The organism is Sphingobium sp. CR2-8 (assembly GCF_035818615.1).
Taxonomy (GTDB): Bacteria; Pseudomonadota; Alphaproteobacteria; order Sphingomonadales; family Sphingomonadaceae; genus Sphingobium.
The window spans coordinates 1,761,887-1,777,625 of record NZ_JAYKZY010000002.1 but is presented as its reverse complement, the minus strand read 5'-3'; the positions used below and the strand labels follow the sequence as shown (position 1 = coordinate 1,777,625).

General features: G+C 66.0%; 11 protein-coding genes. 4 read left to right on the top strand and 7 right to left on the bottom strand.

What is annotated here, in order from left to right; all coding sequences use genetic code 11:
- Nucleotides 1–114 precede the first annotated feature (114 nt).
- Nucleotides 115–2,850 carry a preprotein translocase subunit SecA gene (gene secA / locus U5A82_RS12580; RefSeq protein ID WP_326291208.1) on the bottom strand — a complete coding sequence of 912 codons (2,736 nt, stop codon included), beginning with the start codon at nucleotides 2,848–2,850 and terminating at the stop codon, nucleotides 115–117.
- A 247-nt stretch (nucleotides 2,851–3,097) separates the two neighbouring features.
- On the opposite strand from secA, the gene U5A82_RS12575 reads away from it, so the two are divergent.
- Genes U5A82_RS12575 through U5A82_RS12560 form a run of 4 tightly spaced genes read left to right on the top strand, consistent with a single transcriptional unit; the run spans nucleotide 3,098 to nucleotide 6,710 of the window.
- Nucleotides 3,098–4,327: a glycosyltransferase family 39 protein gene (locus U5A82_RS12575; protein ID WP_326291207.1), complete on the top strand. Its 1,230-nt coding sequence runs from the start codon at nucleotides 3,098–3,100 to the stop codon at nucleotides 4,325–4,327.
- Nucleotides 4,324–4,644, top strand: coding sequence for a hypothetical protein (locus tag U5A82_RS12570; RefSeq protein ID WP_326291206.1), 321 nt, complete (start codon nucleotides 4,324–4,326; stop codon nucleotides 4,642–4,644). Before U5A82_RS12575 ends, U5A82_RS12570 begins: the two co-directional genes overlap by 4 nt.
- 13 nt (nucleotides 4,645–4,657) lie before the next feature.
- Nucleotides 4,658–5,902: a bifunctional glutamate N-acetyltransferase/amino-acid acetyltransferase ArgJ gene (argJ, locus tag U5A82_RS12565; protein WP_326291205.1), complete on the top strand. Its 1,245-nt coding sequence runs from the start codon at nucleotides 4,658–4,660 to the stop codon at nucleotides 5,900–5,902.
- A gap of 13 nt (nucleotides 5,903–5,915) precedes the next feature.
- Nucleotides 5,916–6,710: an inositol monophosphatase family protein gene (locus U5A82_RS12560; RefSeq protein ID WP_442802169.1), complete on the top strand. Its 795-nt coding sequence runs from the start codon at nucleotides 5,916–5,918 to the stop codon at nucleotides 6,708–6,710.
- Nucleotides 6,711–6,893: 183 nt separating this feature from the next.
- Here the strand turns inward: U5A82_RS12560 and trxA are convergent, their stop codons facing one another.
- The 6 genes from trxA to tsaE are packed head-to-tail and all read right to left on the bottom strand — an operon-like array spanning nucleotide 6,894 to nucleotide 15,730.
- Nucleotides 6,894–7,214 (bottom strand): thioredoxin, encoded by a 321-nt coding sequence (gene trxA / locus U5A82_RS12555; RefSeq protein WP_326291204.1) that lies wholly within the window; start codon nucleotides 7,212–7,214, stop codon nucleotides 6,894–6,896.
- Nucleotides 7,215–7,240: 26 nt separating this feature from the next.
- Nucleotides 7,241–10,678, bottom strand: coding sequence for a double-strand break repair helicase AddA (addA, locus tag U5A82_RS12550; RefSeq protein WP_326291203.1), 3,438 nt, complete (start codon nucleotides 10,676–10,678; stop codon nucleotides 7,241–7,243).
- Nucleotides 10,659–13,628 carry a double-strand break repair protein AddB gene (addB, locus tag U5A82_RS12545; protein ID WP_326291202.1) on the bottom strand — a complete coding sequence of 990 codons (2,970 nt, stop codon included), beginning with the start codon at nucleotides 13,626–13,628 and terminating at the stop codon, nucleotides 10,659–10,661. The genes addA and addB overlap by 20 nt, the downstream gene beginning before the upstream one ends.
- The gene (locus U5A82_RS12540) at nucleotides 13,621–14,331 is read right to left on the bottom strand and encodes a nucleotidyltransferase family protein (RefSeq protein ID WP_326291201.1); all 711 of its coding nucleotides are present in this window, start codon (nucleotides 14,329–14,331) and stop codon (nucleotides 13,621–13,623) included. Before U5A82_RS12540 ends, addB begins: the two co-directional genes overlap by 8 nt.
- Nucleotides 14,328–15,314, bottom strand: a complete 987-nt coding sequence (locus U5A82_RS12535; RefSeq protein ID WP_326292925.1) for an aminoglycoside phosphotransferase family protein — start codon at nucleotides 15,312–15,314, stop codon at nucleotides 14,328–14,330. The genes U5A82_RS12540 and U5A82_RS12535 overlap by 4 nt, the downstream gene beginning before the upstream one ends.
- Nucleotides 15,311–15,730 carry a tRNA (adenosine(37)-N6)-threonylcarbamoyltransferase complex ATPase subunit type 1 TsaE gene (tsaE, locus tag U5A82_RS12530; protein ID WP_442802211.1) on the bottom strand — a complete coding sequence of 140 codons (420 nt, stop codon included), beginning with the start codon at nucleotides 15,728–15,730 and terminating at the stop codon, nucleotides 15,311–15,313. The genes U5A82_RS12535 and tsaE overlap by 4 nt, the downstream gene beginning before the upstream one ends.
- Between the last annotated feature and the right edge of the window lie 9 nt (nucleotides 15,731–15,739).

Sequence of the window (15,739 nt, the reverse complement as noted above, 5' to 3'; positions counted from 1 at the left end):
TTCCCCGGGCAAAAACGACAGTCGGCCGCCGATATTGAAGAACCGCTAAGGCCGCTGGTTAACGGCCCAACAGCCGCGAAGAAGCCGAGTTATGCCCGGCCTCTTTCGTCAGTTTCAGGCCAGCGCGCCGTGGCAATGCTTGTATTTCTCACCCGAACCGCAGGGGCAAGGCGCGTTGCGGCTGATGTCGAGATTGGCGAACTCGCCCGGCTGGGACGCGCCGACCGGGGCGCGCGGGATGGTGGTGGTGATGCCGCCGAACGTCCCGGCATCGATATCCGCGCTATTATCTTCGCCCGAGAAGGGGTCGATATGCGTGGTGATGAAGTCGGGCAGGACCGGCAGATCATAATCCTCCAGCGCGGGCTGCTCCATGCGGAACTGGACGCGGGCGATGGAGCCGGTCACATCCTCGCGGATATTCTCCAGCATCCGCTCGAACAAGGCGAAGGCTTCCTGCTTATATTCGTTGATCGGCGTCTTTTGCGCATAGGCGCGCAGATGCACCACCTGGCGCAGCGCGTCGAGCGTGCAAAGATGTTCCTTCCAATGATGATCCAGGCTCTGAAGCAGGATCGACTTCTCGATCATGTGCCAGTCGGACGCGTCGATCTCCCTGACCTTCTCTGCGACCGACTCGTCGGCCAGCGCCGACAGCCGTTCCTCGATCAGTTCGGGGTCGACGGCATCCTCGGCCAGCCAGGCATCGAAATCGGGTTCCAGACCCAATATCTCGGCGGCACGGACCTTGAGCCTTTCCATGTCCCACTGTTCGGGATAGCTGCCCGGAGGGCAGGACGCACCGACCAGGTCGTTCACCGTTTCGCGGCGCATGTCGGCGACCACGTCGTCGACCGTATCGGCGTCCATGATGTCGCTGCGCTGCTCGTAGATGACCTTGCGCTGGTCGTTCATCACGTCATCATATTCGACGACCTGCTTGCGGATGTCGTAGTTGCGTGCTTCGACCTTGCGCTGGGCCGTTTCGATCGCTTTGCTCAGCCATTTGGACGGGGGCAGCGCTTCGCCGTCTTCCAGGTTCGACCGGATCATCTTGGCGAACATCGTGTCCGGGCCAAAGATGCGCATCAGATCGTCGTCAAGGCTGAGGTAGAAGCGCGACAGGCCCGGGTCGCCCTGACGGCCCGAACGGCCGCGCAGCTGGTTGTCGATGCGGCGGCTTTCATGCCGTTCCGTCGCCAGCACGAACAGGCCGCCCGCTGCCAACACTTCCTGCTTCTCGACCTCGATCTCGGCTTCGATCCGGGCGATGGCGGCGTCGCGTTCCGGCCCTTCGGGCATATCGCGCAGTTCGTCCTCGACCCGCATTTCCAGATTGCCGCCCAGCTTGATGTCGGTGCCGCGGCCCGCCATGTTGGTGGCGATCGTCACCGCGCCCTTGCGGCCCGCCTGCGCGACGATATGCGCTTCGCTGTCATGGAAGCGGGCATTGAGGACGGCGTGGGGCACGCCTTCCTGCGTCAGGAATTCCGACAGCATCTCGGACTTTTCGATCGACACGGTGCCGACCAGCACGGGCTGTCCCTGCTCCGCATGGACCTTGATCGTCTTGGCGATGCCGCGGAACTTGTCGTCCAGATTCTTGTAGAAACTGTCTTCCTCGTCGATCCGCTGCACCGGCTTGTTGGTCGGGATGGTGACGACGTTCATCTTGTAGATTTCGAAGAATTCGGCCGCTTCGGTCGCCGCCGTCCCCGTCATGCCGCCCAGTTTGGGATACATGCGGAAATAATTCTGGAAGGTGATGGATGCGAGCGTCTGGTTCTCCGGCTCGATCTGGACGCCTTCCTTGGCCTCCACCGCCTGATGCAGGCCGTCCGACCAGCGGCGGCCGTCCATCATGCGGCCGGTGAACTCGTCGATGATGACGACCTTCCCGTCCTTCACGATATAATCGATGTCGCGGCGGAACATCACGACCGCGCGCAGCGCCTGGTTCACATGGTGAACGACGGCAGTATTCTCGAAATCATAGAGGTTCGCGCCCTGTAGCAGCCCGGCATCCTCCAGCAGGCGCTCGATCTTCTCCGTCCCGTCCTCCGTCAGCGTGACGGTGCGCTGCTTCTCGTCCTTCTCATAATCGACATCGACGATCTGCTTCACGATCGCATCGACGGCGACATACAATTCCGACTTGTCGTCGGTCGGCCCGGAAATGATGAGCGGCGTGCGCGCTTCGTCGATCAGGATCGAGTCCACCTCGTCCACGATCGCATAGTTGAACGGCCGTTGAACCATCGACGCGCGGTCATATTTCATATTGTCGCGCAGATAATCGAAGCCAAGCTCGTTGTTCGTCGCATAAGTGATGTCGGCGGCATAGGCTTCGCGGCGCTGATCCTCGCTGATGTTCGGCACGATGACGCCGGTGGTCAGCCCCAGGAAGCGATAGACCTGTCCCATCCATTCGCAGTCGCGGCTGGCGAGATAGTCGTTCACGGTGACGACGTGGACGCCCTTCCCTTCCAGCGCGTTCAGATAGGTGGCGAGCGTCGCGACCAGCGTCTTGCCCTCACCCGTGCGCATTTCGGCGATTTCGCCGCGATGCAGGACGATGCCGCCCACCATCTGGACGTCGAAATGCCGCATGCCCAGCACGCGCACCGCCGCCTCGCGCACCGTGGCGAAGGCCTCGGGCAACAGATCGTCCAGCGTTTCGCCATGGGCCAGCCGTTCGCGGAACCTGGCGGTCTGGCCGACCAGTTCCTCGTCGCTCATCGCCTGGACCGCGCCTTCGAACGAGGCGATCTGGTCTACGATCCTGCCCAGCGACTTTACATAACGTTCGTTGGACGATCCGAAGATGGACTTGGCGAGTGCGCCGAACATGCAAATTCCTAAGTTACCGAGGGGCGCGCGCCTCGGTTGAAAAGGACGCGCGCAGATATGCGCCGCGATTTAGGCACGGCACATCCTTTAGTCAATCAGACTGCAATGCAACCCGGCCTGTCTCCACCCTGTCATGCAACTGCGGCAGGCGGCTTTGGCCGCGTCGTGGCGTCATGGTGGCGCGCGCCGCTTTGCGATGCGCGCCCACTGCGCCACAAGGGCAGCATAATAATCGAAGGTCGTCATAGTGTATCGTTCGTTCGTCCTGGCGTCGCCACGCAGCCGCCGAGTGCCGATCGCCATTCTGGTGGCGATGGCGTTGATCCTCTGGTTCGGCCTCACCGCGATCGCGACTCCGTTCGACCATGACGAAAGCCAATATGTCGCGGGCGCCTATTTCAGCAGTCGGCTGCTCATCTTCCGCGATTTCCTCTATCTGCAACCGCCGCTGCATAGCTGGACATATGCGCCGATCGCCTGGCTGTTCCCCGATCACATGGTGCTGGCGATGCGGCTGGCGACGGCGGCCACCGCGCTCGGGACGCTCGCCGCCCTTTGGGTCGCCCAGCGTATCGCGGGTGTGTCGCGCGACAGTGCCGCCATCGCCACCTTGCTCGCGGCTTCCACCGCTGCCTTCCAGTTTACCGGAGCGGTCGTGCGCAACGACATGCTGCCGACCCTGTTATCGTCCCTGGCGTTGTTGGTCAGCCTGATCGCCCTGCGCCATTGCCAGCCGCGCTATTGGTTCGCGGCCGGATCATTGTTCGGCCTTGCGATCGCGACCAAGCTCAACTTCGCGCCGCTGGGGTTGATGACTGGCCTGTTCGTCATCAGCGCGGGCGGAAGGTGCGGGGTGAAGGCGGCCTGCTGGCTGGCGGCGGGTGCGATGGCGGGCATGACGCCGATGCTGCTGGCATGGATGCTGGCGCCCGACGCCTTCTTCTACGGCGTGCTGACCTTCGGCGCGACGGCGCCTCATGCCTGGTATGCCGCCAATGGCGCGTTCGACGAACTGGCGACGCTGGAAAAACTGACCGACCTGCTCAAATATCTCTGGAAGGGGCCTGCGCTCGTCGCGCTGATGCTGCTATTCGCCAATTGGATAGCAACGCGCGGGCGTGTCCGTTCCCCCGGTCGCCGCTTGGCCATATGGATGACCGCTGGCGCGTTGATCGGCGCGGCGCTGCCGACGCCTTCCCAGGTTCAGTATGTCATGCCTTTGCTGCCGCCCCTAGCGCTGGCACTCGGCTATCTGCTTGATGACGCGCGCCGCTGGCCCGTCGTGCCGCGGCAAACCCTGCTCGGCTTGCTGTGCCTGGCCGCCATACCGGGCATGCTGGCGGCGACGCGCCATGTCGCGACGATGCTGCGCACCGGATCGCCGGTGATGGCGGCTGACGCGGCGGCCCATTGGGCTGGCGCGACCGTCCGTGCGGAGGGCGGTGGAGACGACATCGCTACCCTCTCCCCCATATGATCCTGGGCAGCGGCCTGGCCCTCGACCCACGTTTCGCTGCCGGCCCCTTCGCCTGGCGCACCGGATGGACGATGGGACCGGTCTTGGCGCGGCAGGTCCATGCCATGATCCCCGCGACGCTGCACGACATGGATCGCCATCCGCCCGCCGCCATCCTCACCGGCTATGAAGGCGGCACCCGCAAGCTGCCCCTGCGTCCCGACGATCCGCTGATCGCCTTCGCCCGCCGCCACGGCTATCGGATGGTGCACATGCCCGACGGCGTGGGGCGGCTCTATCTCAAGCCCCCGCAGGCTTCAGCAGCGCGCGGCGATTGACCCTTGGCGGATTTTGCCGCATTTCGCCGACCATGACCGATCGCTCCCCCTCGCCCCCGCTTCCTTCCCCCACCTGCCCGCCATCGCCGGGGTGACGCTGCGCACCGCGCGCGCGGGATATAAAACGTGGACGCGTAGCGACCTGACCTATGTCGAACTGGATGCAGGGACAGCCGTGGCGGGTGTGACGACCCAGAGCCAATGTCCCTCCCCCGAAGTCGAATGGTGCCGCGACGCCATTCCGCTGGGTTCCGCGCGCGCGCTGGTGGTCAATGCGGGTAACGCCAACGCCTTCACCGGCCATCGCGGCCGGGCGGCGGTAGAGGCGATCGCGGCGAAGGTCGCCAATCACCTGTCCTGCCTGCCCTCCGATATCTTCGTCTCCTCGACCGGGGTGATCGGCGTGCCGCTGCCGATCGACAAGGCCGAAGCAGGTCTGGAAGCCGCCTTCGCCGCCGCGCCGTGCGGTTGGGAGGACGCGGCCAACACGATCGGCACCACCGACACCTATCCCAAGGGCGCGCATGTCTCCGCCATGATCGGCGACCAGCGGGTCGACCTGGTCGGCATCATCAAGGGATCGGGCATGATCGCGCCGGACATGGCGACGATGCTCGGCTATATCTTCACCGACGCCGCGATCGAACCCGCCCTGTTCCAGCAGATGCTCTCGGCCGCCAACAAGCGCACATTCTCCTGCATCACGGTTGATAGCGATACGTCGACCAGCGACACGGTGCTGGCCTTCGCCACCGGCAAGGCCGGCAATGCGCCGCTGTCCAGCATGGACGATGCCGGGGCCGACGCCTTCCACGCGGCGCTCCATGACCTGTGCCGCCAACTTGCGCATCTGGTCGTGCGTGATGGGGAAGGCGCGACCAAGTTCATCGACATCAGCGTGGAGGGCGCGGAAAGCGACGCCAGCGCGCATCGGATCGCCCTGTCCATCGCCAACTCGCCGCTGGTGAAGACCGCCATAGCAGGCGAGGACGCCAATTGGGGCCGTATCGTCATGGCCGTCGGCAAGGCGGGGGAGCCGGCCGATCGTGATAAACTGTCGATCCGCTTCGGCGCGACGCAGGTGGCAACCGGCGGCCTGGCGGTGGAGGGCTATGATGAAGCGCCGGTGGCTGCGCATCTGAAAGGCCAGGATATCCTGATCGGCGTCGATCTGGGCCTGGGCGAAGGGCGGGCGCAGGTGTGGACCTGCGACCTCACCCATGGCTATATCTCGATCAACGCGGATTATCGCAGCTGAGAGCGCAAAACTGATGCTCGAACTCCATGATCCCGTCGTCGCCCTGATGCGCGCAGTGGGGCGCGACATCGTCATGCCGCGCTACCAGAACCTGACCGGCGACCAGATCAGCGAAAAGGCGGCGAACGACTTCGTCACCATCGCCGACAAGGAAAGCGAGATCCGCCTCGCCGAAGGTCTGGCGGCGATCCTGCCCGAAGCCGGGATCATCGGCGAGGAAGCCTGCGCCGCCGATCCCGCCATCCTCGATCGCGCGGGCGAAGGGTTGAACTGGATCATCGATCCCATCGACGGCACCGGCAATTTCGCGGCGGGCAAGGCGCCCTTCGGCATCATCATCGCGCTGGTCGATGGCGGCACGACGCTAGCCGGATGGATACTCGACCCGCTGACCGGAAGGCTGTGTCATGCGATGCTCGGCGGGGGCAGCCATATCGATGGCGAGCGGGTGCAGGCCCGCGAAAGCGGCGGCACCCTGCCGATCGCCGCGCTGGCGGTCTATTTCATGGACCCGCAGGAGCGCGCCGCCATGCAGCGCCGCTCACAGGACAGCTTCACGCTGGTGGACATTCCCCGCTGCGCCGCCGAACAATATCCCCGGCTGGTGCTGGGGCAGAATGACGTATCGGTCTTTGCGCGGACGCTGCCATGGGATCATGCCGCTGGCACCCTGTTCGTCAACGAAGCGGGCGGATGTTGCCAGCGCATCGACGGCACCCCCTATGTCGTGGACGACCTGCGACGCGGGCTGATGGGCGCGTCTTCCCCACGGCTATGGGACAAGGCGGCGGCGACGCTGTTCGGATGACGTAGAAGCCGTCAGTCCGGCGCTCGTTCGACCAATTCCGAACAGCGAGTTGGACAGTTGCCGACGCGTTTCACATATCCGTTTGGCAACGACTGGGCGTAGGTCGCCAATCGCGCACAACTGTCCAACTCGCAGTCTCACACAGGATACAGGACCGGCCGTTTCACCAGCCGGCCCATAGGTTTACAGGACGCTTTCAATCCAGCCCTTGAGCGCGCTCTTGGGCGCGGCGCCGACCTTGGTCGCGGCCGCTTCGCCATTTTTGAACAGGATCATCGTCGGGATGCCGCGCACGCCATATTGGCCCGGCGCATCGGGATTTTCGTCGATGTTGATCTTCGCGATCGTCACCCGGTCGGCCAGTTCCTCGGAGATTTCCTCCAGGGCCGGGCCGATCATCTTGCACGGACCGCACCATTCCGCCCAGAAATCGACAAGGACGGGCTTGTCGCTGTTGATGACGTCATCCTTGAAGCTGAGGTCGGTAACTGCCTTGGTGGCCATATGTGTCTCCTTTACGTGAACGCTATCTAGGATGGGTCCGCATCCCGCTCAACGGGCGAGAGCGGCAAATTCTCCTGCGCGGGGACAAAGCCCGGCTTGTGCGCCGCGAGCATCGCGGGCGGCAGGATGATGAGGCGCGGCGCGCTGGTGTAGAGCAGCCCCGCCTCGATCGTGCGATCGGGGAAGATGACACCCAGCGCGGCGACATAGGCCGCCATCTGCCGGACATGGGCGGTCGGCACGTCCGCCACCGTCAGCGGCGCGATCCGACCGGTCTTGAAATCCACCAGTTGCACGCGATCCGGCCCGACGCACAGCCGGTCGACCGTTCCGGCGATCACCGCCTCCCCCACCACGGCCGCGATCGGCGCCTCGGCCAGCGCGTCGGGACCGAACAGCGCGGCAAAGTCCGGGGCTTCTATAACCCGGATCGCCTGATCGATGACGTCATGTCGTTGCGCCACGTCGCCCACGCCCTGCTGCGCCAGCCAGCGATCCGCCGCGTCGCGCCGCCGGTCGGCAGGCAAGTCGGGCAACCGTTCGAACAGGGCATGGAGCCAGCGGCCGCGCTCCGCTGCGGCGCGCATCGCCTGCGTGGGCGGTGGATAGGGTATGTCGTCCTCCACCTGCGCGGATGGCGCGAGTGGCCGGGGTGGACGGGATTCGACCGGAGCGGGTTGTCGCAGCCAGTCCGGTTCGGCGACCGCGACATTCGCCGTCGCGCTTTCCGGCTCCGCTACTCTGGCGGTCAGGACTTCCGTGCCGTGCCAGCGCCGGGTCGCGCCCCAGAGCGGATCGGCATCCCATTCCGCGCCGAGCGAGATCATCGCGCCCTCGACCGCCGCATACCAGCTTTCGGGTTTCACCTCACCCTTGGCACGCGGCCCCAGCGATCCGGCCACGACCAGCTTTTCCTCGGCCCGCGTCAGCGCGACATAGAGCAGCCGCCAATGTTCTTCCCGCTCCACCTGCGCCGCCGCTTCGGCCACGTCGCCGATCGGTCCCTGTCGCTCGGGCTTGCGCGGGGCCAGGATCGGCACGCCGTTCCAGAGCAGCGAGTCCGTCCGGTTGCCCGCATCCGGGTCCAGGCAGGCATCGGCCAGGATCACGATCGGCGCCTGCAACCCCTTCGCGCCATGGACGGTCAGCAGGCGCAGCATGTCGCCCTGCGCCGCCGCGTCGCGCACGATCTCCACCTCGCCCCGGTCGAACCAATCGATGAACCGCTGAAGCGAGGGATGATCGTCGCTTTCGAAGGCGAGCGCGGCGTTCAGCAATTCCTCGATCGGATCGGCGGCCTCGGTCCCCAGTCGCTCGACCAGCCGCCGCCTACCATCCATCGGCCCGGACAGGATCGCCTCCAGATAGCGATAGGGCGTGGAGAGGTCCGCCATCGCCAGCAGATCGCGCAACGGCTTGAGCAGGCCATCGTCCAGACTGTCCCGCAGATGCCGCCACAGCCCGCACTTGCGGCCGATCAGGCGGGTCATGAGGTCGTCCTGCGTCCAGCCGATCAACGGCGACACGAGCAGCGACGCCAGGTTCAACTCATCCTCCGGTTGGACGGCGAAGCGCAGCGCCGCCAGCAGATCGCGCACCGCCAGCGGCGCGTTCAGCCGCAGCCGGTCGATGCCCGCCACCGCCACCTGTTCTTCATACAGCCGCGCGACGATGAGCCGCGCCAGTTCGCTGCGGCGGCGCACCAGGATCATGATGTCCCCCGCCCGCACCGGCCGCCCCCGGCTTTCGAGCATAAGCCCGTCGTCGATCCACTGCTTGATCTGCCGCGCAATCCTGCCCGCCAAGACGCGTTCCTGATCGGCTGCCCAATCCTCCTCGCCGTCCGCATCCTCGGACAGACCGGCGACGACGGGCTTCCATAGCTGGACCTCGCCGGGATGGCGGTTGGCACTGACATGGCGCACTTCGCTCGGTTCCATGCCCAGCCGTTCGGCGCGCAATGTGGCGATCGTGCGATCCACCACTTCCAGCACCGCAGGCGTGGACCGGAAGCTTTGATGCAGCGACAGGTTGAAGAAATCATGCCCCGCCTGCCCCGCGTCGCGTTCGAACAGCAATTGCGCGGCGGCGAAATTCTGCGGACTGGTGCCCTGGAACCCGAAGATCGCCTGCTTGAAATCACCGACGGTGAAGATGGTGCGGACCTTCTGCCGCTCCTCCCACTCCACGGTGAAAAATTCCTCCGCCAGCGTGCGGACGATACGCCATTGGGCGGCATTGGTGTCCTGCGCTTCGTCCACCAATATATGATCGATCCGCTGGTCCAGCTTATACCGTATCCATTCCGCGATCCCTGGCTGCTCCAGCAGCGACGCGGTCCGCGCAATCAGATCATCGAAATCGACCGCGCCCGCCAGCCGTTTGGCTTGGGCGTAATCGCGCGCATAGATCCGCCCGGCATGCAGCGCCTGCGCCAGAAGCGCCGCATAATCGGCGCGCAGCTTCATCGCGATCAGCCCGCCGGTCCGGTCGTACAGTCGCGCCGCCATTGCGATATAGTCATCGGCAGGCGGCACCCATCCCTTGGCGTCGATCAGGTCGCCGTCGGCCTTGGCCCAGGCGCGATGCAGGTCGGTCAAGCTCGCCGCCCGCCCAGCCGGGTCCAGCCCACGCCATGCGGCGATCCGATCGCACCGCTCCAGCCCGCGTCCTTTGCCCCAGTCGACATTGGCGCGCACGATCCCGTCCAATGTTCGCATGTCGAACATCGCATCGGAACATTGGTCGGCCAGCCATTGATCGATATCGCCTTCGGGCAGTTCCAGTTCCCGCGCCAGCCACGGACCTATCGCATCGGGCAGTGCGCCCAGCGCGTCGCCCCGCGCCGCGCAGCGTAACAGAAATTGCTCCGCCCCGCCCTCGCCAAGCCGCAGGCTCATCGCCTGCAACGCCCCGATCAGGGCATCGTCGCCCAGTTCATGCGCGCGCACGACCATGTCGGCCAGCGTCTGCCGCGCCAGGCTGGATTGCTCGCGCTGGTCGAGCGGGCGGAAGCCCGGCGTCAGGTCCGCTTCTAACGGGAAAGCGGTCAGCAATTGCTGGCAGAAGCCATGGATAGTCTGGATACGCAGTCCGCCGCCGGTCGATTCCAGCACTTCGGCGAACAGCCGCCGGGCATAATCCCGCTCGTCCGGCCCGGACGCTTCACCCAGCGCCTCCAGATCGTTGAACAGGTCCCGCTCGTCCATCTGCACCCAGGCGGCGAGCCGGTCGTGGATACGATCGGCCATTTCCGCCGCGCCCGCCTTGGTGAAGGTCAGGCACAGGATATTTTCCGGCCGCACCCCCTGCAACAACAGGCGGAAGACGCGCGCGGTCAGCACATGGGTCTTGCCGGTCCCAGCCGACGCGGACAGCCAGACATGCGCATCGGGCGCGGCGGCGCGCGCCTGATCGCCCAGCAGCCTCTGGAGTGCGCGCGCCTTAACCATCGTCGCGGCCATACCATTCCTCCAGCCGCATCAGCTGGTCATAATCGCCATAATTGGCGACTTCGGGATTGATCTCGGCACGAAACGCCTTCGATCCCAATAGATATTCGCGCGCCAGGTCGGCAAACTGGTCATAGGCATGGGCGGTAAAGTCCGCCGTCACGATCTTGTCGCGCTTGCCCAGCGGATCGACCGGTCGTTCGCGGTAACCGAACTGGTCACCCTTCTTGGCGAGCGACCAATATTCGAAGTCGCCTGCGATCCTCTTCCCGTCCACGCCCGCGAACCCGCCATGTTCGGCGATCAGGCCCAGCAGCCCCAGTTGCAGTGCGAACCCGGCCTTCACCTGCCGCGCGCTGGGCGGCTTGCCGGTCTTGTAATCGATGATGCCCAATGTCCCGTCGGCCAGGCGATCGATGCGATCGGCCTTGCCCATCAATTCGACCTCGGCAATCTCCGCCCGGCCCTCCTGCTCCACCGCCAGGATCAGCCGCCCCTCGGCCTTGTCGCGCGCCACCTCCGCCGCGATCCAGCGGATCGCCTCGATCAGGCGGGGTTGCCACAGGGCCTTGAGCAGTGGGTGGACTTCCGGTCGGTCGAACATCGCGCGGGCGCGCTTTTCCAGATCGGCGGGATCGAGCGCTCCCGCTTCGGCCCAGCGTTGCAGCACGTCATGCACCGCCGTGCCGCGCCAGGCCGGACCGGCATCGGCATCGACCGGATCGAGCCGCGCCAGCCGCAGGACGCGGCGGGCATAGAAAGCATAAGGATCGGCCTTCAAGCGATCGACGTCGGTGACGGGGATCACACGGGGTCGCGCCGCTGCGGGCGGCACGGGTGCAGGCCGCTCCGCCGGACGATGCGCAGCGGGCCTGTCGATCGCCTGCGCCAGCACGCCATAGCGCTCGGCCGATTTCCACTGCGGCCCGGCCATCGCCTTCAATCGCAACCAGAAGCGCGAGGCTACCGCCGGGCCGCCACTCCCCCGCCGCGCGCGCGTAATCAGGACATGCGGTGCGCCCAGCGCGCTGGCGAAATCATGGGCGGCCAGGCCGATGCGCGTCTCCAGCCCCGGCAGGCCCAGTTCGCGGCGAATGCGCGGCGCGAGCCAGGGGTCGGGCGACGGCAGCCCCGGCCAGGTGCCTTCGTTCAGGCCACCCAGGATCATGAGGTCCGCCTGCGTCAGCTGCGCCTCGATCAGCCCCAGAATTTGTATGCGCGGATGGCCGCCCTGTGGCGGACGGACAGACACGCCGCCCAGCATATGGTCGAGCAAGACCGGTAGCGCGCGCGGATCGGCCTGGCGCGGCCCTTCGGGCGCGGCCGCCTCCATCTCCGCGAACAGGTCGGCGGCGGCATGGCCCTGATGCCCCGCCCAGACGGCGTCACCCGACAGCGCTCCGGCCTGTTCACGCAGCGCCGCCAATTGTCCGCCCAGGTCAGCGGTGGAGGCGAACGCGCTTTCCAGTGGTTCCAGCAGCGCGCGCGCTTCGGGCCACCACGCCCGCACAGATTCGCGCAACACACGCTGCCGGTCGTCCTCACGCGGGATCAACAGCAGGTCGATGCCGCACAGCCCCGCCTGCGGCCGTGGCCCGCGCAACAGCAAGTCGAGCGCGCGCACCTGTTCAAGCCAGCCGAGCCGCCGTTCCCCGCGCATCACCAGCGGATGCTTGAGCAAGGTCAGCAACGCCACCGGCGCAAAGCTCTCCGCCACAGCCTCAGCCATGGCGATCAGCAACGTACCCGGCAGCAATCGGGACAGCGGCACACCCGCCGAATCGTCAGCCTCTATCCCCCAGCGCCGCAAATGCGCGGACACGCGCGTCGCCAGTTGCCGGTCGGGCGTCACGAGGGCGGCGGTGCGCGCGGGTGTTTCCAGCGCCTCGCGCAGGGCAATTGCGATCGCCTGCGCCTCGTCCCCCGGCGTCGCCACCTCCAGCGCCTCGACTCCGGCCAACGACCGGTCGGCGGTCTTCAGGTCGCGCCAGCGGCTCGTCAGCTTGGGCGGCAGCATGGCGTTGGAGATATTGCGTCCACGCACCGCCCGCGCATCATGCTCGCTGCCCCAGCGCCAGTTCGCGACATCGTCTCGGGTCGCACTCATGCCGTCGAGCAGGCGCTTCAACGCATATTGGGGATGGCTTTCATGACCGGCAGGCGCACGGCCGGTGACGGGATCGGGATCGAACGGGCCGATCGCCTGCCACGCATCCTCGTCCATATTCTGGTCGAGGCCCGCAAACACCACCATGCCGCCCGAGATCGTACCGATCCGGCGCAGCAGGGCAGCGACGGCGGGCGCGGTGGTCGAAATCCCTGCCGCCACGACGAAACCGCCCGGAGGATGGGCCGCCCAGCGCGCTGCCAGCCGATCGAACAGCCGGTTGCGCCTGTGGGCCAGGTCGATGCAGCCGATCCGCCCCAATTCGACCGGCCAGCGCGCGATCAATATCTCGAATATCTCCAAGGATGTCTGCCAATGCCTGGACAGGTCCTCCGACAACTCCAGCTTGCGCAGCGCCGTCGTCGGCACTCGCTCCACCTGCATCTGGTCCAGCACCGCGCCCAGCGCCTGTCCCAGCAGCAACGCCTGGCCCGCGTCGATGTCGGGCTTCGCGTCCTGCACCATGCGCGCCAGGATCATCTGGCGTCGCATCGGCGCGACGGACGGCGGCACCGCGTCCGCTTCGCCGAGCGGATCGAGCGCGCCGCCCACCTGTTCGCCTAGGTCCGGGTCGCCGATCGCCACCAGCCGGGGCAGCAGAAGTCCCCCGCCTGATTGCCGGACGAACGCATCGCTGACCGCCCGGATCGCGCGATTGTTGGGCAGCAATATCATGCCCTGCGCCAGCATCAGGGGATCGCCGCGGTGCTGGGCCAGCAAGCCCGCCACCAGCGAGTCGGCAAAGGCGCGATGCGCCGGGATAGTGAAGAGCGCGGGGCGCTGCTTCTCACCCATGGGCGAGCATGGTTTCGACCACCGGAATGGCTTTTGGCGTACCGACGTCGAACCAAAGCCCCTGATGCGACACGCCATAGAGCCGCCCGGCCTCGATCGCACGGTTCCAGAAGATGTTGGTGGAAAATACGTCGCCCGGTGGATCGATCAGCAGCGAAGGCGACAAAATCTGTACGCCGGTAAAAACGAAAGGCGCGACATGCGCTGTCTTGCGCCGGGACAGGCGGCCGGTCGCGTCCATGTGGAAATCGCCCGGCCCGCTATGGCAGGTCGCGCGCGCCAGCGGCACCAGCAGCAGCAATGCGTCCATCCGGTCGGGATTCCAGAGCCGCCGCATCATGCCCAGCGTTTCCTGCGGCCCGTCGATCCACAGATTGTCGCTATTGGCGCAAAAGAAGGGCTGGTCGCCCAGCAACGGCTTGGCTTTTATCAGCCCGCCGCCGGTTTCCAGCAGCTTGGGTCGCTCGTCGGATATGGCGAAGTCCAGCCCGCATCGGCGCGCTTTCAGATGCGCCTCGACCGTGTCGGCCAGATAATGGACGTTCACCACGACCTTTTTGATACCACCCGCTTCCAACCGATCGAGCGCGTGATCCATCAACGGTTTGCCTGCGACCTTCACCAGCGGCTTGGGCCGGGTGGCGGTCAACGGGCGCATCCGTTTGCCCAGCCCTGCGGCCATCAGCATGGCGGTGTCGATCATTCCGGAGCGAACTCCTGCAACGCATTGTGGCGTTTGTCGGCGGGGATATGGGCGGCGAACCATTCGGCGACGGGCGCCAGCGCCGGATGCGCCAGATCGCGTTCCAGCAGGCTCCACATGCGCGGCAGGTAGGACAGGTAGCGCGGCTTGCCGTCCCGCTTCCACAGGCGGGTGAAGATGCCGATGATCTTGGCATTGCGCTGCGCGCCCAGTACCGCATAAGCGGCGTCGAAATCGGCGGGGGGCGAGGCCGCCGCCTTGTAATGGGCCAGCATCGCGGCTTCCACCTCGACCGGCACGTCGCGGCGCGCATCCTGCAACAGGGACACAAGATCATAGGCCGGGTGGCCCGCCAGCGCGTCCTGAAAATCGAGCAGCCCCAGACCATGAGACGCATCCCGGTCGATCAGCATGATATTTTCGGCATGATAGTCGCGCAGCACCGTCACGATGGGACTGGCTGACTGCTCCACGAGCGGCAGCACCGCGTCCCATGCGCGCGCATAGGCGTCGACATCGACATCCAACCCGATCGCCGGGCAATACCATTCGGTGAGCAGCCCGACCTCGCGCTGATAGACGGCGCGGTCATAGGGGGGCACGGTCGCAGCAGGCAGGCGATGGAGATCGGCCAGCAGGTCGATCGCGCGGGCATAGGTCGCCAGTTCCGCGGCCGGATCGGCGTCCAGATGCTCCTTGACCCGCAGGTCGCCGAAATCCTCGATCAGCACCAGCCCCTGTTCCAGGTCGCGGGCCAATATCTGCGGCGCGGCAAAGCCATCGGCCAGCAGATGTTCGGCAATGGCGATGAAGGGGCGCGGATCTTCATGCGGCGGTGGCGCGTCCATCAGCACGGCGCGGCGTCCCCCGTCGATGACGCGGAAATAGCGGCGGAAGGATGCGTCACCGGCCAGCGGGACAATGGCGGCCTCTCCCCATCCCGCTTCGGCGAGGAAGGCGGGCGCGGCGGCGGGAGGGATCATATCTGTGACCATCGCTCCGTCCAAGCGTCCGGCACGGTCGCTGTCAAGCGCCGCGCGTCCTGCTCGGCAAAGTCGATGGTCAGCCGCAACGCATGCGGCCATAGCGCGTCGCCCAGACGGTCGGGCCATTCGATGATGAGCAGGCTGTCCATAAGGTAATCGCCCAGCGCCAGTTCCTCCGCCTCCGCCGCGTCATCCAGCCGATAGAGATCGACATGCGCGACCGGCAAACGCACTTCGGGCACGTCATAGGGCTGGACGATGGCGAAGCTGGGACTGGGCGCTTCGCCCTCCAGCCCCAAAGCCTCCAATATGCCCCGCGCCAGCGTCGTCTTCCCCGCGCCCAGCCCGCCTTCCAGAGCGATGACATCGCCGATCCGCGCATGGACCGCGATCCGTCGGCCGAGGTCCAGCATCGCCGATTC